We start from the raw sequence: 19,039 nt of genomic DNA, 5'->3' as shown, positions 1-19,039 counted from the left end.
AACGCGGCTCAGCCGGCAAACTTGCCACTGCGGGGGAAGCCCTTCGGGACGGCTCGGCCGGCGGTCGCACGGTCGCCCAGCCACTCGATCAGTTCTTCCTTGGTCTTGGTGAAGGTGCGGCCCGCCGAGTCCGCCCAGGTCAGGCCATCGGCAATCGCAAAGCACTTCACGTCGGAAATGCCGCCGTCCTTGTAGCGCTGCAGGCGGACGCCCTTGCCACGCGTCATTTCGGGGATCTGGGCGAGCGGGAAGGCCAGCATCTTGCGGTTTTCGCCGACCACGGCGACGTGATCGCCGCTGACCGGCACCACCAGCTTGGCTTCGTCCGGCATGCCAACATTCATCACCTGCTTGCCCTTGCGCGTATTGGCGACCACCTCCCCTTCCGGCACGACGAAGCCGTTGCCGGCGGTCGAGACGACGAGGAGTTTGCGGGTCGCGTCATGGACGAAGGCGGTCAGCACATCCTGGTCGTTTTCCATATCGACGATGATGCGCAGCGGCTCACCGTGGCCGCGGCCACCGGGCAGCTTGTCGCCGCCCAGCGTGTAGACCTTACCGCCTGTCGTCACCAGCAAGATCTTGTCGGTCGTCTGGGCTGGGAAGGCCACCTTCAACCCGTCGCCTTCCTTGAAGGTGAGCGAGGAGGTATCGGAAATGTGGCCCTTCAGCGCGCGGATCCAGCCCTTTTCCGAGATGACGACGGTGATCGGTTCCTTTTCGATCATCGCCTGCTGGATCGCCTCGACATCGGCGTCCGGCGCATCGGCAAACAGGGTCCGGCGACGGCCAAGCTCGGTTGCCTTGGCGTATTTCTTCTTCACCTCGCCGATTTCCCAGGCGACGGTCTGCCACTGCTTGTCGGTGGAGGCGAGCAGGGATTCGATCTCGGCCTTTTCAGCCGACAGTTCCTCGTGCTCCTTGCGGATCTCGAATTCCTCGAGCTTGCGCAGGTTTCTGAGGCGCATGTTGAGGATGGCTTCGGCCTGGACGTCGGTCAGATCCCATTTGGCGATCATCACCGGCTTCGGCTCATCCTCCTCGCGGATGATGCGGATCACCTCGTCGAGGTTGAGATAGGCGATCAGCAGGCCGCCGAGGATTTCCAGGCGCCGGTCGATAGCCGCCAGGCGGAATTTCGAACGGCGGACGAGAACATCCTTGCGGTGGTCGAGCCATTCGGTCAGCACCTCGTTGAGGGCCATGACCTTCGGCACCTTGCCTTGGGACAAGACGTTCATGTTGAGCGGAATGCGGCTTTCGAGCTCCGTCAGCTTGAAAAGCGATTCCATCAGCAGGGTGGCGTCCACCGTGCGGCTCTTCGGCACGAGCACCAGGCGGATGTCCTCGGCGCTCTCGTCGCGCACATCTTCGAGCAGCGGCAGGCGACGCGCAATCAGCAGTTCGGCGATCTTTTCGATCAACCGTGACTTCTGGACCTGGAACGGGATCTGGGTGACGATGATCTGGTAACCGCCCCGGCCGAGATCCTCGATCTCCCACTTGGCACGCACACGAAAGCCGCCGCGACCGGTGCGGTAGGTCTCGAGCATGGAGGCGCGGCTTTCGATGACCACGCCGCCGGTCGGGAAGTCGGGGCCTTCGATGCCGCCGCGTTCGGGATGGGCGGGATCGGCCAGCAACTCCTCGACGGGCGCGCCGGGGTTCTTGATCAGATAGAGGGCCGCGTCGCAGAGCTCATGGGCATTGTGCGGCGGGATGGAGGTCGCCATGCCCACCGCGATGCCCGAGGCGCCATTGGCGAGCAGGTTCGGGAAGGCGCCCGGCAGAACCGTCGGTTCGTCGTCTTCCTCGTTATAGGTCGGGCGGAAATCGACGGCGTCCTGATCAATGCCTTCGAGCAGCAGGGCTGCCACATCGGTCATGCGGGCTTCTGTGTAACGATAGGCGGCCGCACTATCGCCATCGATATTGCCGAAGTTCCCCTGCCCGTCCACGACCGGGTAACGCTGCGAGAAGTCCTGGGCGAGACGCACCAGCGCATCATAGACCGACTGGTCGCCATGCGGGTGGAACTTACCGATGACGTCACCGACGATACGGGCGCATTTCTTGAAAGCAGAGTTCGGGCGAATGCCCATCTCGCTCATCGCGTGAATGATGCGCCGGTGAACCGGCTTCAACCCGTCGCGCACATCCGGCAGCGCGCGGTGCATGATCGTCGACAAGGCATAGGCAAGGTATCGCTCTTCGAGCGCCGCCTTCAGGTCGACCGGAAGAATGTTGTCGCCACCCTCTTCGGGCGGAAGCTGATTTGTCCCCATGGGCCCTGCCTAACCGAGATGACCCGAAACGGCAAGGAATCCGGGATTTCTGCCTGTGGATTAAGGGGCTGTGACCTTCATCACGCCCTGTCGTCGCGATGGCCCTTCGCGGCGAAATTCGGTGGACGTTTTTTCAATCCTACTTATAACAGACGCCGATTATCTTCCCGCAGTCTGCTGCGGGCCAAAGCCACAAAGAGGACTTCACCATGACCTTGTACCGTTTCACCCGGATCCTGCTCGCCGGTGCCGCGCTCTGCGCCTTGTCCGGCCCGGCGCTTGCGCTGGACGGGCAGGATTTGCTCAACAAGATCAATGCCTCCTTCGCCGGTGGCGGCACCGTCATCAAGGCGGACAGCGTCGAGGTGGACGGCGAGGACGTCGTGCTGAAGAACGTCACGCTGGAGATCAACGGCGAAAAGACCGAGAAGCCCCTCACCCTTGCCGAACTGACGCTGCAGGGCGTCACCGAGGAAGACGGTGGAGCCTATTACATCGAGCGCGTCGATTTTCCGGAAGTCGACGTGAAGGAAGAGAAGTCCAGCTTCTCGGTGAAGGAGCTCTATCTCGCCGGCGTCTATGTTCCCGGTGACACGAATGCGGAAGGCATCGATTCGCTGATGTTCTACGAGGAGGCCCATAGCGGCCCGATCGACGTCACGGTCGACGGCAAGTCGGTCTTCTCCATGGCCGAAGCCACGGGCACGATGGGACTGTCGGAAGACGAGAAGACCATCACCTTCGAAGGCTCCGCCTCCGGCGTAAAGGCCGATCTCAGCACGGTCGAAGATCCCAAGGCAAAGGAAGCCATCCAGGCGCTGGGCCTGACCACGCTCGACGGCGGCTTCAGCACCTCGGGCAGCTGGGAAGTCGAAACGGGCACGATCGACGTCGAAGATTATTCGATCGATTTCGCCAATATCGGCAAGCTCTCCATGTCGTTCGGCATTTCCGGGTACACACTCGACCTCGTCAAGCAGATGCAGGAACAGGCCAAGGCCATGCAGGCCCAACCGCAGAACGAGCAGGCCCAGCAGGCTGCCGGTCTCGCCATGCTCGGCCTCGTCCAGCAGCTGTCGCTGATCGACGCCAAGATCCGCTTCGAGGATGCCGGTATCACTAAGCGCGGCCTCGATTATGCCGGCAAGAGCCAGGGCACCGACGGCGCGCAGATGGGCCAGATGGTCAAGGGCATGGTGCCGCTGCTTCTCGCCCAGGCGAAGCTCGGCGCGCTGCAGAACGAAGTGTCGACGGCAGTCAACTCCTACATCGACAATCCGAAGGCGCTGACGATCGTCGCCGCCCCTGCCAATCCGGTCGCCTTCCCGATGATCATGGGTGCGGCCATGGGGGCGCCGGAAACCATCCCGGCCCTGATCGGCGTCAAGGTGACGGCGAACGACTGATCGTTTTTCCGGTGAAGATCAAAGCCCGGTTGCGAAAGCAGCCGGGCTTTTTTCATTCCATCTAACTTCTCGGCTCCAGGCAAAAGAAAAGGCCGGGATCGCTCCCGGCCTTCGTCATTCAGGTCTTCCGAGCCGATTAGTCCTTCTTCGGCTGCGGCACGACGCGCAGCGCGAGTTCGCGCAGCTGCGTCGGGGTGGCCGGCGACGGGGCGTTCATCAGCAAGTCCTGGGCCTGCTGGTTCATCGGGAAGAGCGAGATTTCGCGCAGGTTCTTCGCGCCGACGAGCAGCATGACCACGCGGTCGATACCGAAGGCGCAGCCGCCATGCGGCGGCGCGCCGTACTGGAAGGCACGGTACATGCCGCCGAAGCGTTCCTCGACATCGTCCTTCGACAGGCCGACCAGTTCGAACGCCTTGACCATCAGTTCCGGCGACTGGTTACGGATCGAGCCCGAAGCGATTTCGAAGCCGTTGCAGACGGCGTCATACTGATAGGCCTTCAGCGACAGCGGATCCTGGCTTTCCAGCGCTTCCAGACCACCCTGCGGCATCGAGAAGGGGTTGTGGGCGAAGTCGATCTTCTTTTCGTCCTCGTTGTATTCGTAGAACGGGAAGTCGACGATCCAGCACATCTCAAAACGGTCGCGATCGACGAGGTTCAACTCCTCGCCGGCGCGGGTGCGGGCTTCGCCGGCAAACTTGTAGAACTTGGCCGGATCGCCCGCGACGAAGAAGGCGGCGTCGCCCGCATCGAGACCGAGCTGCTGGCGGATCGCTTCCGTGCGCTCTTCGCCAATGTTCTTGGCGAGCGGGCCGGAGCCGCCGATCTTGCCGTCCTCTTCCTTCCAGAAGATGTAGCCGAGGCCCGGCTGGCCGGTCGATTGCGCCCAGGCGTTCATGCGATCGCAGAATGCTCTGGAGCCACCGGTCTTGGCCGGGATCGCCCAGATTTCGACTTTCGGGTTGGACGCGATCATGCCGGCGAAGACCTTGAAGCCGGAATCGCGGAAGTGGTCGGTGACGGCCTGCATGACGATCGGGTTGCGCAGGTCCGGCTTGTCGGAACCGTATTTGCGGATCGCCTCGTCATAGGGGATGCGCGGCCACTGCTTCGTGACCGGCTTGCCTTCGGCGAACTGCTCGAAGACCTTGGTCATCATCGGCTCCATCGTGCCCCACACATCTTCCTGGGTGACGAAGCTCATTTCGACGTCGAGCTGGTAGAATTCGCCCGGCAGACGGTCGGCGCGCGGGTCTTCGTCGCGGAAGCACGGCGCGATCTGGAAATAGCGGTCGAAACCGGCGACCATTAAAAGCTGCTTATACTGCTGCGGCGCCTGGGGCAGCGCGAAGAACTTGCCTTCATGGATGCGGCTCGGCACCAGGAAGTCGCGCGCGCCTTCCGGCGAAGAGGCCGTCAGGATCGGGGTCGTGTACTCGGCAAAGCCGGCTTCGGCCATGCCGGTGCGCATGGCGGAGATGATCTGGGTGCGCTTGACGATGTTCTTGTGCAGCGTATCGCGGCGCAGATCGAGGAAGCGATACTTCAGGCGCACGTCTTCCGGATAGTCCGGCTCGCCGAAGACCGGCAGCGGCAGTTCCTTGGCGGCCGAGAGAACCTCGATTTCCTGAGCGTAAAGCTCGATCTCGCCGGTCGGCATGTTCTTGTTGACGGTGTCTTCCGTACGGGCCTTGACCAGGCCGTCGATGCGGATGACCCATTCGCCGCGCACGGTTTCGGCCAGCTTGAAGGCCGGGCTATCCGGATCGGCCACGACCTGGGTGATGCCATAGTGATCGCGCAGGTCGATGAAGAGCACGCCGCCATGGTCACGGACGCGATGGACCCAGCCCGACAGGCGAACGGTCGATCCGACGTCGGACTTGCGAAGAGCGGCACAGGTGTGGCTGCGGTAACGATGCATGATCAGGTATCCCGAATGTGACGGTCGAAAAGGCACCATCCAATGAGGCGCGCGACCGATAGAAAATCGGGCGGAAAAGCGCATGGTGTGGCTGATTTGTCAAGGCTGCGTGGTGTTGGGCGTTGCTCCTACCCGGAATTGCCACGCGGCGGCCGATGACCTTTAGCGGCGGTGCGCCGGGAGGAGACTTATCGATGTTGGGCCGCCGAACGGCGAGAGCGGACATTCGATTATCTGGTGCAGCTGTCCGGGTTGGGTCCATGGCGGACATTGAAGAAGTCCCGGATCTAACAGGAAGGTGCGGTGAGAAGCCTAGACGCTGTGATCATCGGTCCGATCGTGGCGTCCGTCCCATAGTCCGCTTAAAGGCATGAGCAAAGGCGCTTTGGGAGTTGTAGCCGACCGCGGAAGCAACTGCTGCGACTGTCTCGCCCGCATTCATTTTTTGCTGCGCCAGGACCATGCGCCAGTGGGTAAGGTATTCGAGAGGCGGCCGACCGACACGCTCGGTGAACCGTTTCGTGAAGGCCGAGCGTGACATGCCGACCTCCGACGCCAGCATCGGCACTGTCCAGCGGTACGCGACATCTGCATGCATCAATCTGAGCGCCTTGCCGATCCTCAGGTCCGACAGCGCGCTGATCCAACCGACACTGTTCTTAGGGTTGGTGGCCACGAAAGCGCGAACGGCCGCGACGACGAGGATTTCCGCCAGCCGTTCCGCGACCAGCGTACCACCCAGTTCCCCTTGGACAACCTCTATCCTCAGAGCATCCAGCGTTCTCGCGACAGCATTGGCGGTGGCCGATCTCGCATCGATGCGCAGGAAATTCGGGAGCGCATCGAGAACGAAGGCGGCGCTGCCATCGGCAAAACCGCTGCCACCGCCTATCAGCGCCGTTTCGTTTGCAGCGCCCAAGCGGACCAAGTCCTGTCCCGGCGCGGCGTAGAGCGGCATTCCATCCATCGGTTGGACGGCCGGGTCACTCGCCACCGTATAGCGCGTGTCGCTGATGAGAACGAGATCGCCTTCCACAAGTGCTTCCGGCGAATGATCCGGAAGGAGAAGCCAGCAGCGGCCTCGTGTGACAGCGATGAACTTCAACCGCGCCCGCCCGTCGAAGGCGAGTGCCCAGTCTCCCGCCGCTTCAAGCCCGGTCCCACGCACGCTCCGCGCACCCAAGGCCGTAAGAACCTCGGAGAACGGATCGGCTAATGGTTTGGCGGATCGCGACAAAAGCATGGACTTTCGAGCATAGATCATACCGCCTCCGGTGCCTAGATCTTGCCTCTCAAGCAGCAAATGGAGACTACAATGACCATAGAGAACAAGATCGTCGCCATCACCGGAGCCGGACGCGGCATTGGCCGGGCGACAGCTATTCACCTTGCAGCGCGACGCGCGCGTCTTGTACTCGGCTCACGAAGCGAAGCGGAAATCGCCAGTGTAGCGGGAGAAATCGAGACGGCGGGCGGCCAAGCCGTCTACCGGGCCATTGACGTTACCAGACCTGTGGATCTGGAGGGTCTGGTCAAGCTTGCTTGCGAACGTTTCGGGCGGCTTGATGTCATCATCAACAATGCGGGTATTGGTCCGCTCTCCCGTTTCGACGCGCTGAAGGTCGATGACTGGAACGCCATGATCGACGTAAACCTGAAGGGCGCGCTCTACGGTATCGCTGCAGCTCTGCCCGTGTTTACGCGCCAAGATGGCGGGCACGTCATCAACGTCGTATCAACCGCTGGCCTCAAGATTGTGCCGACGATGGGCGTCTACGCAGCGACCAAGAATGCACTACGGACAGCCACCGAAGCCCTGCGGCAGGAGTCGGTCAAAAACCTGCGCGTGACAGAGATATCACCGGGTTTCATCGACACAACCTTCGCGGATGCCGCCATCGCCGATCCTGACATTAAAGCGGCTATTCTGAGACGCAAGCAAGAGCTCGCCATTTCCCCGGTAGCGATCGCACGTGCGATCGCTTTCGCAATCGAGCAACCCAATGACGTGGAAATCGGCAGCATCGTCGTGCGCCCGACCGCGCAGGATTGACACTGTGTGAGCCTCTCGGTTTTGGCGCATAGAGCTCTCCGCTGGATCTGAAACGACTGCCGCCCCCCCACCGGAGGCTCGCAACGGGCCCGGCGTGAGATTACCCCCTCACTCCGGCAAAAGCACACTCGCGAGATCCAGCGGCGCCGCAAACGGCTCGCAGCCCGTGCCGCTCTCCTGCTGCAGCTTACCATCGATCATCAGATGCGCGTGGCCGTGGATCTGCGACCAGACCAGCTGTTCGACCGCCGCCCTGCCCTCCGGCGTGTCGCGGTTCAGGCGTTTTGCCACCGGCAACGAGATTTCCTCGAGCACGGCGTGGGCCGCGTTTGCCGGGGGGCCGAGCGCCGGGTCTTCCCAGTCGAGGCGGTTGGAGTTGAACATCAGGCGGAAGAGATGCGGGCGCGTGGTCGCAAAGGCAAGATAGCCGCGGGCGGCGGCGCGCAGTTGTTCGGCCGGATCGTCGGGGGCCTGCGCCATGGCTGATCGCATCGAGGCGGCAAACAGGCGGAACCCCTCCGTGGCAAAGGCGGTCAGCAGGTGCCTGAGGGTCGGGAAATGATGTTCGGGGGCGGCATGGGAGACGCCGACGCGGGCGGCTAGCTTGCGCAGCGTCAGGCCTTCGAGGCCATGCTCCTCCAGCATATCAAGGCCAGTTTCGATCAGGGCCTGGCGCAGGTCGCCGTGGTGATAGGATTTCTCTCTTGCCATGCCCTTGTCTAACTCTGCCCTTGGCGTTCTGTCAAAGCCATCTTGACAGTGACAAGTTAATCCGACATCTCTATCTTGTCATTGCCAAGATCGGGAACTCGAAGGGAGCGCGTCATGGATTTCACGCAGTTGTTTCCGTCCGCGAGCTCTGCGGCCATGCTGGGATGGCTCGTCCTCATCCTAGCCCCGCGCCGCCCGATCGTCATGCAGAGCCTGCGCCTCGGGCTGATCGGCTTGCTGTCGCTCACCTATGCCGTGCTGATCTTCGTCTATTTCTTCCGCGTCGAGGGCGGCGGCTTCGGCTCGCTTGCGGAGGTCCGCACACTCTTCCTCAATGACGGCGTGCTGGTCGCCGGCTGGATCCATTACCTTGCCTTCGACCTCTTCGTCGGCACCTGGATCGCCTTAGAGGCCGACAGGCTCGGCTGGAACCGGGTGGTTCAGGCGCCGATTCTTGTCGTCACCTTCATGTTCGGGCCGATCGGCCTTCTCCTGTTCTTCATCATGCGGGCGAGCCAATCCGCCCTGACAACGGCAAAGGCATAAGCCATGACGATGATCTTCGACCAGACCACACCGCTTGCCGGCTTATCTCCGGCGTCGCTCCTCCGCGCGGCCTCCGCGGAGCGCCTGTTGCTGCTCGCGCTCGGTTTTCAGATCGCCCTTGCCGTTCCCTCGCTGATCGCGTTCGGCATCGACGATCGGCTGCTCAACGGCATCAGCGTCTGGATCAAGCCGCTGAAATTCCAGCTGTCGCTGGTGGTGATGATGGCAACACTGCTGTGGCTCCTGCCGCTGATCGATGCCAGGACCCTTGCGAGCCGCGGTATCTGGCTCGCTGCCTTCACCGCGGCCGCCACGGCCATCGGCGAGATCGCCTATATCACGCTTCAGGCGGCGCGCGGACGGGCTTCGCATTTCAACAATTCCACGCCAATCGAAGCCACGATGTACGGCATCATGGGCATAGGCGCGGCTCTGCTAGTGCTCTCGGCGCTGGTGATCGGGATCTATCTTCTCACGCGCCCTTCCCCATTCGCTCCGACGGGCCTGCGGCTTGGCGGCGGCTGGGGGCTGATCCTCGGTGCGATCCTGACGCTGATCACCGCCTTCGCACTCGGCAGCGGTCAGATCGGAGGACCTGGCCACTGGGTTGGCGGCGTGAGGACCGATGTCGGCGGGCTGCCACTCTTCGGCTGGTCGCAGACCGGCGGCGATCTGCGCGTGCCACATTTCTTCGCCACCCACATCATGCAGGCTTTGCCGATCCTCGGCTTCGTGCTCGATCGCTACCTGCCCGGACAGGTGCGGATCGGGATTGCCGCCGGCGTGCTCGCCTCGTTCGCCGTGGTCACCGCCACCTTCGTGCAGGCTGTGAGAGCCATGCCGTTTCTTTGAGGCCAGTCCTCTGACGTTCGTATGCTCGGCACGTGTCACAAGACGACAGATGCCGTCATTTTAAGCCTGTCGCTACCGGACAATCGGCGCTAGGTATTTTTCACTGCCGCACCATCGACTCGTCCCCCTCCGTTGCGGCGGGCAGGTTTCCCCGATGAATGACATTCGACCGCTGATCCCCCTTCTCGTCACTGCCGGCATTCTGATCGGCGGCAACGGGCTGCAGGGCACTTTCATCTCGCTGCGCGCCCTCAACGAAGGTTTCAGCGCCTCCGTCGTCGGCATGATCGGCACCGGCTATTTCATCGGCTTCGTCATCGGCTGCGTCTATGTCACCAAGATCATGCGGGCGATCGGCCATATCCGCGCCTTCTCAGCGCTGGCGGCCATCGCCTCTGCTGCCTCGATCATGATGGTGCTGGTCATCGATCCGGTTTCGTGGTTCCTGATGCGCCTCATCCAGGGCATCTGTTTCGCCGGGCTGTTTGCCGTCGTCGAAAGCTGGCTGAACGCCCGTGTCACCAACGCCACGCGAGCCCGCACACTGTCCGTCTATCGCTTCGTCGACCTCGGCTCGGTGACGGCGGCGCAGTATCTCATCCCGCTTTTCGGCGTCCGCGGCTTTGATTTGTTCGCGATCATATCCATGGCCCTTACGCTCTCGTTGGTGCCGATCTCCTTTGCCGACCGCACCAGCCCCGCCCCGCCGGAAGATGTCAAATTCGACATCAAGGTGCTGTGGTCGGTCTCGCCGCTCGCCACCGTCGGCTGTATCGTGATCGGTCTCACCAATTCCAGCTTCCGTTCGCTCGGGCCGATTTACGCCGATGGCATCGGCATGTCGGTGACATCGATCGCCACCTTCATGAGCGTCGGCATTTTTGCCGGCATCGTGCTGCAATATCCGCTCGGCCATTATTCCGACAAGCTCGACCGGCGCGTGATCATCCTCGTCTCGGCGCTCGGGGCGCTGCTCGCCTGCGCCTATCTCGCCTTCTTCGCTGGTGAGAGCGAGTTGGCGAACTTCGTCGGCATCTTCGCTTTTGGCGCCTTCGCCATGCCGCTCTATTCCCTGTGCTCGGCCCATGCCAATGACCATGCGGCGCCCGGCCAACACGCGCTGATCTCCGCCGGCACTCTGTTCTTCTGGTCGGTCGGCGCGGTCATCGGGCCACTGTTTGCCTCCTTCCTGATCGACGCCTTCGGCCCGCATGCGCTGTTTCTCTACATGATCGTCGTTCTGACCTTCTTCGTCGCCTATACGGTTGCGCGCATCTTCGCCCGCGAAGCCGTGCCGACGGAGCGGCGGCGCATGCGCTTCCGGAGCCTGCTGCGCACATCGACCTTCTTCAGCAAGCTTGCCACACCGCCCTCCGAAAAAGACGGCGGCTGAGAACTGCGCCTGCCTCTCCTGCGACAGCATGGACGGCCCCGAGCTATTGCTGAAGGTCAGGATCAACTTTAAGAACCGGGATATTGAATGGAGCCCTTGTCGTGTTTCAGCTTTCCCGTCGCACTCTCCTGAAATCCGCCGCAGTTGCCGGCGCCTATGGCGCAGGCGTCGCCGTGCTGCCGCGCCTCTCGCAGGCCTTCGCCGCCCCCTCACCGCTTGACATCGAAGCGCGGATCATTGACGCCACCCTCGACGGGCAGGCGGCGACGCACAAGGTGATGAGCTACGGGCTGGCGGGCGCACCATCCGCTGATCCTTCGCCGCCGGTGCTGCGGCTCAAGCGGGGCAAACCCTTTGCAGCAAGGCTCACCAACAGCCTCGACGAACCGACCACCATCCATTGGCATGGCTTGCGCATCCCCAATGCCCAGGATGGAGTGCCCTTCGTCACCCAGCCTTACGTCTATCCGGGCGACCACTTCGACTATGCCTTCACGCCGCCGGATGCCGGGACCTTCTGGTACCATCCCCATTGCAACACGCTCACCCAGATGGGTCGGGGGCTGACCGGCGTTCTCGTGGTCGAAGACGACAGCGATCCCGTCTTCGACGGCGAGGTGGCGCTCAACCTGCGCGATTTTCGCCTTGGCAGCGACAGCCAGTTCATCGCCCAGTTCAAGCCGCGGGATGCGGCTAAGACCGGCACATTCGGAACCGTGCGCACGGCCAACTGGCAGCCGGAGCCGATTTACGACGTGCCGGCGGGTGGGCTGGTGCGGCTACGGGTCCTCGCCTCCGACGTGACCCGGATCTATAACCTGACGCTGGAGGGCGCCGAGGCTATGATCATTGCCATCGACGGCCACCCCGTGCCTGAACGCACGTTGCTGGACATGGCGGTCCTGGCGCCCGGGCAGCGGCTGGATCTGGCGCTTCGGGTGCCCGACAGCGAAGGCGCGCTCGTTTCGCTCCAGGACATCCGTCCCTCGACGCCGAAGGTGGTAACGCAGTTCCGGGCGGTCGGCGCCACCCTCAAACGCAATCTCGGCGATCTCGGGGCCCTTGCCGAAAACGCCGGCGTCGAAGTCGATCTGAAGAACGCGACGGAAGTGCCGCTGCTTTTAAGTGCGACGGCGGAAAACGCCGCAAAGGATTCGATCTGCGGTACGCTCGGCTATTCCTTCTGGGCGATCAACAAGGTGCCCTATCCGGGCGACACGGCTGATCCGACGGCACCGATTGCTGAGCTGAAGCTTGGCCAGAGCTATATTCTCAATGTCGAGAACGTCACGCCGCATGCCCATCCGATCCATCTGCACGGAATGAATTTCAAGGCGGTGAGCTCGAATAAACATGACGTGACAGCGCAGGTCTCGGATACCTATCTCGTGCTGCCGGACGAGAAGGTGCAGCTGGCGCTGGTCGCCGACAATCCCGGCGACTGGGTCTTCCACTGCCACGTGATCGAACATCAGAAGACCGGCATGACCGGCTATTTCAGGGTGACATGACATGAGCCTTGCCGCAACGATGCGCATCCACGAGCCCTATCCAGGCATCTTCGCTTATTACGACGGCCGCATCGCCGGAAAACGGCTCCATTCGGCGGAGCCAAACTGGCTAGATGACGGTGCCTACAGCCTCGGCGTCGCGAGCTTTGCGATAGTCTCCGGCGCGCAGGCGCTGGTCTATGATACACATATCTCCTTCGACCATGCTGCCGCAATCCGGGCTCATCTCAAATCGCTCGGCGTGACATCGATTCAGGTCGTCATGAGCCACTGGCACACCGATCATGTCGCAGGCAATGCCGGATTCCTCGACTGTCCGATCCTGTCCAACCGGCTGACGAAAGACACACTGATCGAAAAGCGCAAGGTTCTGGCCGCCAAGAACCCGCCGATCAATCCGGTGGTCATGCCGACCGAGACCTTCGAAGGTGAGACGGTTCTGCATGTCGGCGATATCGAGGTGCAGCTGTTGCAGTTCGATATCCACAGCGCCGATGGCACCGTGCTTTTCCTTCCCTCGCTCGGCCTGCTGTTTGCCGGCGATACGCTGGAGGACAGCGTCACCTATATCTCTGAGCCGGAGCATGTCGCCCGCCACATCGTCGAGCTCGACCGGCTGGCGACACTGCCGATCCGCCGCATCCTGCCCAATCACGGCGCCGAAGAGGTGATCGCCGCCGGTGGTTATCCGCCGTCGCTGATTGCTTCGAACAGAGACTACCTGATCCGACTGACGGCCCGGATCAACGACCCCAGCCTCGATAGCGAGAGCTTGGAATCCTTCATCGCCCCGGAGATCGCCAATGGATCGGCGCTTTACTTCGCGCCCTATGAAGAGGTGCACCGGCAGAACATTGTCGTCCTGCGGGGAGCGCCTGCCGACGAATAGTGCTGGACGACCGCGGCAAACAGGCTGTTCACGGCCCTTTGCCACCCGTTCATATTGACATCCAGGGCCAGAAGGGAAACTAAGGTTGATCCTTTAGTTTTCCATGACCGAGCCGAAATGATCGATACCACTGCCGCGCTCGAGGAGGCCTGCCGTCTTCTCGCCCAATCCGATTTCATCACGATCGACACGGAATTCCTCCGCGAAACGACCTTCTGGCCAGAACTTTGCCTGATCCAGATGGCAAGCCCGGATCACGAATACATCATCGACCCGATGGCCAAGGGCCTCGATCTCGCGCCCTTTTTCGAACTGATGGCCAATTCGGCAGTCGTGAAGGTTTTTCACGCTGCCCGGCAGGACATCGAAATCATCTTCCACCTCGGCAACCTGATCCCGCATCCGATCTTCGACACGCAGGTCGCGGCGATGGTCTGCGGCTTCGGCGATTCGGTCTCCTATGACCAACTCGTGCAGAAGGTGAAGAACGTCCATATCGACAAGACCTCGCGCTTTACCGACTGGAGCCGTCGGCCGCTGTCGGAGAAGCAGCTCGACTATGCGCTGGCCGACGTTACCCATCTGCGCGACGTCTATCTGAAGCTGAAGGGCCAACTGGAGGCGGAAGGCCGCGCCGAATGGCTGACCGAGGAAATGGCGATCCTCGAATCCCGTGACACCTATGACCTGCATCCCGACCAGGCCTGGCAGCGGCTGAAGATGCGGCTCCGCAAGCCGACCGAACTTGCCGTGATGCAATATGTCACTGCCTGGCGCGAGCGCGAGGCACGCTCGCGCAATGTGCCGCGCTCGCGCGTGCTGAAGGACGATGCCATCTATGAAATTGCTCAGCAGCAGCCGAAGGACGTGGAAGCGCTCGGCCGCCTGCGTACCATCCCCAAGGGCTGGGAGCGTTCGACCTCGGGTGCAGCCATCATTGAACAGGTGAACATCGCGCTTGCCTTGCCCAAATCGGAAATGCCGCATCTGCAGCGCCACACCCATGCGCCCGAGGGCACTCAGTCGGCCGTCGAGCTTCTTAAGGTGCTGCTCCGCCTCACCTCCGAAAAGCACGGCGTCGCCTCCAAGGTGATCGCCAATAGCGACGATCTGGAAAAGATCGCCGCCGAAGGGGAAAAGGCCGAGGTGGCTGCTCTGCAGGGCTGGCGCCGCGAGCTTTTCGGCGATCTGGCGCTCAAGCTGATCTCCGGCGGCGTTGGCTTGCGCTTCGTCGACAAGCGCGTCGAAGCCGTGGAGTTCTGAGCCGTGCCGGCGCTCGGCCTGCGCCGTGCAACGGAGGCCGACATTCCGTTCATCATGGAGACGGAGCGTCTGCCAGGGTATGAGCTGACGGTCGGACGGTTCGAGGAAGACGAACACAGCAACCATCTCGCCGATCCGGCATGGCTTTATCTCGTCCATCCGGAGATGGGGCTGGCTTTGCTGCACGGCGTCGGTGGTCGGGAAGGCAATTTGTGTCTGCGGCGGTTCATTGTGACGAAAACTTCAAATGGATTTGGAAGCGCTCTTCTGCCCCTGGTCCTGAGCCACGTGTTCAATGAAACCTCCACGCATCGGCTGTGGCTGCACCACGTCAAGGACAACACGAAAGCCGCACGACTTTACGCGCGCTTCGGTTTTCTGCACGAGGGCGTTGAACGCGAAGCAGGCCTGCGCCCCGACGGAAGCCGCTTCGATCTCGTCAATCTCTCAATTCTCCGCCCGGAATGGGCATCGCGCTGCGGCTGAGGAGCCCTCATGGAACTGCCCGCCGCCCTGCGCTCGGCCGTCGACCAGATGCTTTCGGGCGAGCCGTTGGAGAAGCTTGCCAAAGCCAGCGCCATTCTCTCCGATCGCTATCGGCGCGAGGTGCGCGACGGGCGCTTTCACATTGACGATGCTCTCGCCGCCAAGGCCTATCTCGCGACCCGGATGCCCGCCACCTTTGCCGCCGTGCGGGCGGCGCTCGGCATGATCGAGGAGGTTGCGCCGGACTTCGCACCCACCTCGCTGATCGACCTCGGCTGTGGACCCGGCACTGCCCTTTGGGCGGCAGCAGACACCTGGGCCTCGCTCGGCACGGCCGAGATGGTCGAGGCGTCAGGCGCCATTCGCAGCGTAGGGGAAAAGCTCTCCCGCAGTTCGCAGGTCACCAGCCATTGGCAGGCGGGTGACATAACGGCCAAGATCCCCTCACTCGCCCCCGCAGACCTCGTCACGCTCGCTTATGTGCTCGATGAATTGCCTCCGACAACCATCGCCAGCGTCACGCAGACACTGTGGTCGCTGACCAAGGGCATGCTTGTGATCATCGAGCCGGGCACACCAGCCGGCTGGCAGCGCATCCTTATTGCCCGCGACACTCTAAGGGCTACCAGCGCGCATCTGGTCGCCCCTTGCGCCCATTCGGAAAACTGTCCGATCGTGGCGCCGGACTGGTGCCATTTCTCAAGGCGGGTGGCGCGCTCACGCGTGCACAGGCTTGCGAAGGGAGCAGAGGTGCCGTGGGAGGACGAGAAATATATCTTCATCGCCGCCTCGCGTGAGCCGGTCGAGCGGACGGCTTCGCGCATTCTCGTGCCGCCGCGCGTCAATGGCGGGGTCGGCCGGGTCAAGCTCTGTCGCCCCAACGGCAATGTTGCTGAACTCATGCTCAGCAAACGCGACGGCGACGCGTTCAAGGAATTGCGCCGCGCCGATTGGGGCGATCTGCTGCAGGAGGAGAAGCAGGGATGACGGGTGCTGCGCTCACCGCCGATCTCGCTTCGCGCTTTGCCCGGATTGCACTCTCGCATGTGACGCGAGAATATCCGAACCACATCGTGCACGGACTGGAAGGGCCTGAAGACATCGGCACACCGTCGGAGCTGCATCCATTGTTCTTCGGCAGTTATGACTGGCACTCCTGCGTGCACGGCTACTGGATGCTGGCGCGGCTTTTGCGGCTGTTCCCGAACCTGCCCGAAGCCGAGGCGATCCGCAGTCTCTTCGACTGGACGATCGTTGATGACAAGGTTGCTGGCGAAGGCGCCTATTTCGACCGCCCCTCGGCGCGCGGTTATGAAAGGCCATACGGCTGGGGCTGGCTGTTGAAGCTTTCAGCGGAGCTCGTCGGACACGAGCACGCCGCCTGGCGAACGACCTTGCAACCGCTGACAGAGCGCATCGTCCAGCGATTCCATGCCTTCCTGCCGATTGCCTCTTACCCCGTGCGAACGGGGACGCATTACAACACGGCATTCGCGCTTCGGCTCGCCGCCGACTATGCGGAGGCGATGGCAGACCATGGTCTTCTTGATCTGCTGCAACATACGGCGTTTCGCTGGTACGGCGCTGACGAAGCATGTCCGGCCTGGGGCGAGCCTTCCGGCGACGACTTTCTCTCGCCGGCATTGATCGAGGCCGAATGTCTGCGCCGCCTGATGCCGGCGCAAGGCTTCGCAGCCTGGTTCGACCGCTTCCTGCCGAAGATCGCCGCGAAGGATCCAGCGACGCTATTTTGCCTGCCCGAGGTCTCCGATCGCTCCGATGGCAAGATCGCGCATCTCGACGGGCTGAACCTCAGTCGCGCCTGGTGTTTCCGGTCGCTTGCTGCAGCGCTGCCTGCGGACGATCCACGCCGGACCATATTGAGAGATGCCGCAGACCGTCATCTCGTTGCCGGACTGGAGCACGTGGCCGGGGATTACATGGGCGAACACTGGCTCGCCAGCTTCGCTGTTCTCGCGCTCACCGAGGTGACCCATGACCGATGACACCGTGACGATCAGTGGCCGGGTTCTGGTGCCCGGTCTTGCGGAAGGCAAAATCCTGTTCAGCGATGTGGGCCTCAGCTTCTGGGGTGGCGTGGATGCGGTGACCGGCGAGGTCATCGATCGGCGTCATCCCTTAAGCGGGCAGTCGCTCCGTGGTCGCATCCTCGCCATTCCGACCAGCCGGGGGTCCTGCTCCGGCAGCGGCGTAGTCCTCGAATTGTTGCTCAACGACAAAGGGCCGGCGGCGATCCTGCTCGAACGTCCGGAATCGATCATTACACTCGGCGTGATCGTGGCGGAGGCGTTGTTCGGCTGCTCGATCCCCGTCCTCTGCGTCGGCGAGAAAAATTTCGCAACTCTTCGGGATAGAAGCGATGTCCGCATCGCTGCAATGGATCGTGGGGCGCGGCCTGCCACGCTTCGGCTGTCCCCTGAAGACGAGGGGATTCTGGCCGGTGCACAGGGCGAGGCTGCAGCGGTTGCCATGCGGATCGTGCTGCGCATGGCGGAGATCGAAGGTGCCACAGAACTCATCGACATCACTCGCGCCCATATCGACGGCTGTATCTATACCGGCGCCGGTGGCCTCGCCTTTGCGGAAAAATTGAGAGACCTCGGCGGGTGCGTGCAAGTCCCTACCACGCTCAATGCCATTTCCGTTGACCAACGCCAGTGGCGCGCGCAGGGGATTGCGCCGGAATTCGGGGAGCCGGCGAGCCGGCTGGCGGACGCCTATGTGGCGATGGGCGCCAAGCCGACCTTCACCTGCGCGCCCTATCTGCTCGACGACAAACCTCAGCGCGATGAGCAGATCGTCTGGGCGGAATCCAATGCGGTCGTCTTCGCAAACAGCGTTCTGGGCGCGCGGACGATGAAATATCCAGACTATCTGGACATCTGCGTGGCGCTTACCGGCCGCGCGCCAAAGGCCGGCTGCCACCTCGACAGCGCACGTTTACCCGCATTGCGCATCCGGCTACCGGCTCTCCGGGATATTGACGATAGCCTGTATCCGCTCCTCGGCTACCTCATCGGCACGTTGGCGCCGGATGAAATCCCCGTTATCGAGGGGCTCGCTGAGTTTGCACCCGATCTCAACGACCTCAAGGCTTTCGGCGCCGCCTTTGCCACGACGTCTGCTGCGCCGATGTTTCATATCGCCGGCGTAACGCCCGAGGCGATCACGGGTGGCGGCTATGCTCTCCTCGACCTGCCCGTCGTCACGTTGACCCTGGATCAATTGCGCCAGGCCTGGGCGGAGCTGAACGGTGCCCCGGCCGGTCCCGTGCAACTGGTTTCGCTCGGCAATCCTCACTTCTCCGTCGAAGAGATCGCGGCACTTGGGCGCCTCTGTCGCGGCCGGATCAAGCATCCGGCTGTTGCTCTAATCGTCACCTGCAGTCGGCATGTTTTGGAGCAGGCAAGGGTCTCGGGCGATGTCGAGCCGCTCCGAAGCTTTGGGGTCACTTTCGTCACGGATACCTGCTGGTGCATGATCACAGAGCCGCTGATCCCACCCTCGACCAAGGTGATCATGACCAATTCCGGCAAATATGCCCATTACGGGCCGGGCCTGTCCGGTCGCGAGATGCGGTTCGGTTCGCTTTCCGCCTGTGTGGAGGCGGCTGTGCAAGGCATGGACACAGATGGGCTGCCTGTCTGGTTGCCGTAATTGTCGCGGCTTGAAGGCCACCGTTCCTGGCAAGTTGGC

At 62.4% G+C, this 19,039-nt stretch carries 16 protein-coding genes; 12 read left to right on the top strand and 4 right to left on the bottom strand.

The features are described from left to right. Positions 1 to 8: 8 nt before the first annotated feature. On the bottom strand, positions 9 to 2,285 hold the full coding sequence (parC, locus tag FJQ55_RS07295; RefSeq protein WP_140826976.1) for a DNA topoisomerase IV subunit A: 2,277 nt from the start codon (positions 2,283 to 2,285) through the stop codon (positions 9 to 11). A gap of 209 nt (positions 2,286 to 2,494) precedes the next feature. Here parC and FJQ55_RS07290 point away from each other — a divergent pair, with 209 nt between their 5' ends. Then, on the top strand, positions 2,495 to 3,691 hold the full coding sequence (locus FJQ55_RS07290; protein WP_140826975.1) for a hypothetical protein: 1,197 nt from the start codon (positions 2,495 to 2,497) through the stop codon (positions 3,689 to 3,691). 136 nt (positions 3,692 to 3,827) lie between these two features. Here FJQ55_RS07290 and aspS read toward each other — a convergent pair whose 3' ends face one another. Together aspS and FJQ55_RS07280 are read right to left on the bottom strand one after the other, a co-directional pair. Next, the gene (gene aspS / locus FJQ55_RS07285; protein ID WP_140826974.1) at positions 3,828 to 5,618 is read right to left on the bottom strand and encodes an aspartate--tRNA ligase; all 1,791 of its coding nucleotides are present in this window, start codon (positions 5,616 to 5,618) and stop codon (positions 3,828 to 3,830) included. A gap of 325 nt (positions 5,619 to 5,943) precedes the next feature. Continuing rightward, positions 5,944 to 6,861, bottom strand: coding sequence for an AraC family transcriptional regulator (locus FJQ55_RS07280; protein ID WP_281285494.1), 918 nt, complete (start codon positions 6,859 to 6,861; stop codon positions 5,944 to 5,946). A gap of 72 nt (positions 6,862 to 6,933) precedes the next feature. Here FJQ55_RS07280 and FJQ55_RS07275 point away from each other — a divergent pair, with 72 nt between their 5' ends. Then, positions 6,934 to 7,671: an SDR family oxidoreductase gene (locus FJQ55_RS07275; protein WP_140826972.1), complete on the top strand. Its 738-nt coding sequence runs from the start codon at positions 6,934 to 6,936 to the stop codon at positions 7,669 to 7,671. A 108-nt stretch (positions 7,672 to 7,779) separates the two neighbouring features. On the opposite strand, the gene FJQ55_RS07270 is transcribed toward FJQ55_RS07275, so the two are convergent. Next, the gene (locus FJQ55_RS07270; RefSeq protein ID WP_140826971.1) at positions 7,780 to 8,382 is read right to left on the bottom strand and encodes a TetR/AcrR family transcriptional regulator; all 603 of its coding nucleotides are present in this window, start codon (positions 8,380 to 8,382) and stop codon (positions 7,780 to 7,782) included. A 114-nt stretch (positions 8,383 to 8,496) separates the two neighbouring features. On the opposite strand from FJQ55_RS07270, the gene FJQ55_RS07265 reads away from it, so the two are divergent. From FJQ55_RS07265 to lhpI, 10 genes are all read left to right on the top strand, one after another. Beyond that, positions 8,497 to 8,928 (top strand): ABA4-like family protein, encoded by a 432-nt coding sequence (locus FJQ55_RS07265; RefSeq protein WP_140826970.1) that lies wholly within the window; start codon positions 8,497 to 8,499, stop codon positions 8,926 to 8,928. A 3-nt stretch (positions 8,929 to 8,931) separates the two neighbouring features. After that, positions 8,932 to 9,780, top strand: a complete 849-nt coding sequence (locus FJQ55_RS07260) for a hypothetical protein (RefSeq protein WP_140826969.1) — start codon at positions 8,932 to 8,934, stop codon at positions 9,778 to 9,780. A 154-nt stretch (positions 9,781 to 9,934) separates the two neighbouring features. Continuing rightward, positions 9,935 to 11,173, top strand: a complete 1,239-nt coding sequence (locus FJQ55_RS07255; protein ID WP_140826968.1) for an MFS transporter — start codon at positions 9,935 to 9,937, stop codon at positions 11,171 to 11,173. Positions 11,174 to 11,274: 101 nt separating this feature from the next. Then, positions 11,275 to 12,684, top strand: a complete 1,410-nt coding sequence (locus FJQ55_RS07250) for a multicopper oxidase family protein (protein WP_140826967.1) — start codon at positions 11,275 to 11,277, stop codon at positions 12,682 to 12,684. Between the two features lies 1 nt (position 12,685). Then, positions 12,686 to 13,573, top strand: a complete 888-nt coding sequence (locus tag FJQ55_RS07245; RefSeq protein ID WP_140826966.1) for an MBL fold metallo-hydrolase — start codon at positions 12,686 to 12,688, stop codon at positions 13,571 to 13,573. Positions 13,574 to 13,690: 117 nt separating this feature from the next. Then, the gene (rnd, locus tag FJQ55_RS07240) at positions 13,691 to 14,836 is read left to right on the top strand and encodes a ribonuclease D (RefSeq protein ID WP_140826965.1); all 1,146 of its coding nucleotides are present in this window, start codon (positions 13,691 to 13,693) and stop codon (positions 14,834 to 14,836) included. A 3-nt stretch (positions 14,837 to 14,839) separates the two neighbouring features. Then, the gene (locus FJQ55_RS07235; RefSeq protein ID WP_140826964.1) at positions 14,840 to 15,322 is read left to right on the top strand and encodes a GNAT family N-acetyltransferase; all 483 of its coding nucleotides are present in this window, start codon (positions 14,840 to 14,842) and stop codon (positions 15,320 to 15,322) included. Positions 15,323 to 15,331: 9 nt separating this feature from the next. Further along, positions 15,332 to 16,309: a small ribosomal subunit Rsm22 family protein gene (locus FJQ55_RS07230; RefSeq protein ID WP_140826963.1), complete on the top strand. Its 978-nt coding sequence runs from the start codon at positions 15,332 to 15,334 to the stop codon at positions 16,307 to 16,309. Next, the gene (locus tag FJQ55_RS07225) at positions 16,306 to 17,328 is read left to right on the top strand and encodes a DUF2891 domain-containing protein (RefSeq protein ID WP_140826962.1); all 1,023 of its coding nucleotides are present in this window, start codon (positions 16,306 to 16,308) and stop codon (positions 17,326 to 17,328) included. The genes FJQ55_RS07230 and FJQ55_RS07225 overlap by 4 nt, the downstream gene beginning before the upstream one ends. Further along, positions 17,318 to 19,000 carry a cis-3-hydroxy-L-proline dehydratase gene (gene lhpI, locus FJQ55_RS07220; RefSeq protein WP_140826961.1) on the top strand — a complete coding sequence of 561 codons (1,683 nt, stop codon included), beginning with the start codon at positions 17,318 to 17,320 and terminating at the stop codon, positions 18,998 to 19,000. Before FJQ55_RS07225 ends, lhpI begins: the two co-directional genes overlap by 11 nt. Positions 19,001 to 19,039 lie beyond the last annotated feature (39 nt).

The sequence above is a fragment of the Rhizobium glycinendophyticum genome (genome assembly GCF_006443685.1).
GTDB classification, from domain to species: Bacteria; Pseudomonadota; Alphaproteobacteria; order Rhizobiales; family Rhizobiaceae; genus Allorhizobium; species Allorhizobium glycinendophyticum.
This window is presented reverse-complemented; position numbering and strand designations above follow the sequence as displayed.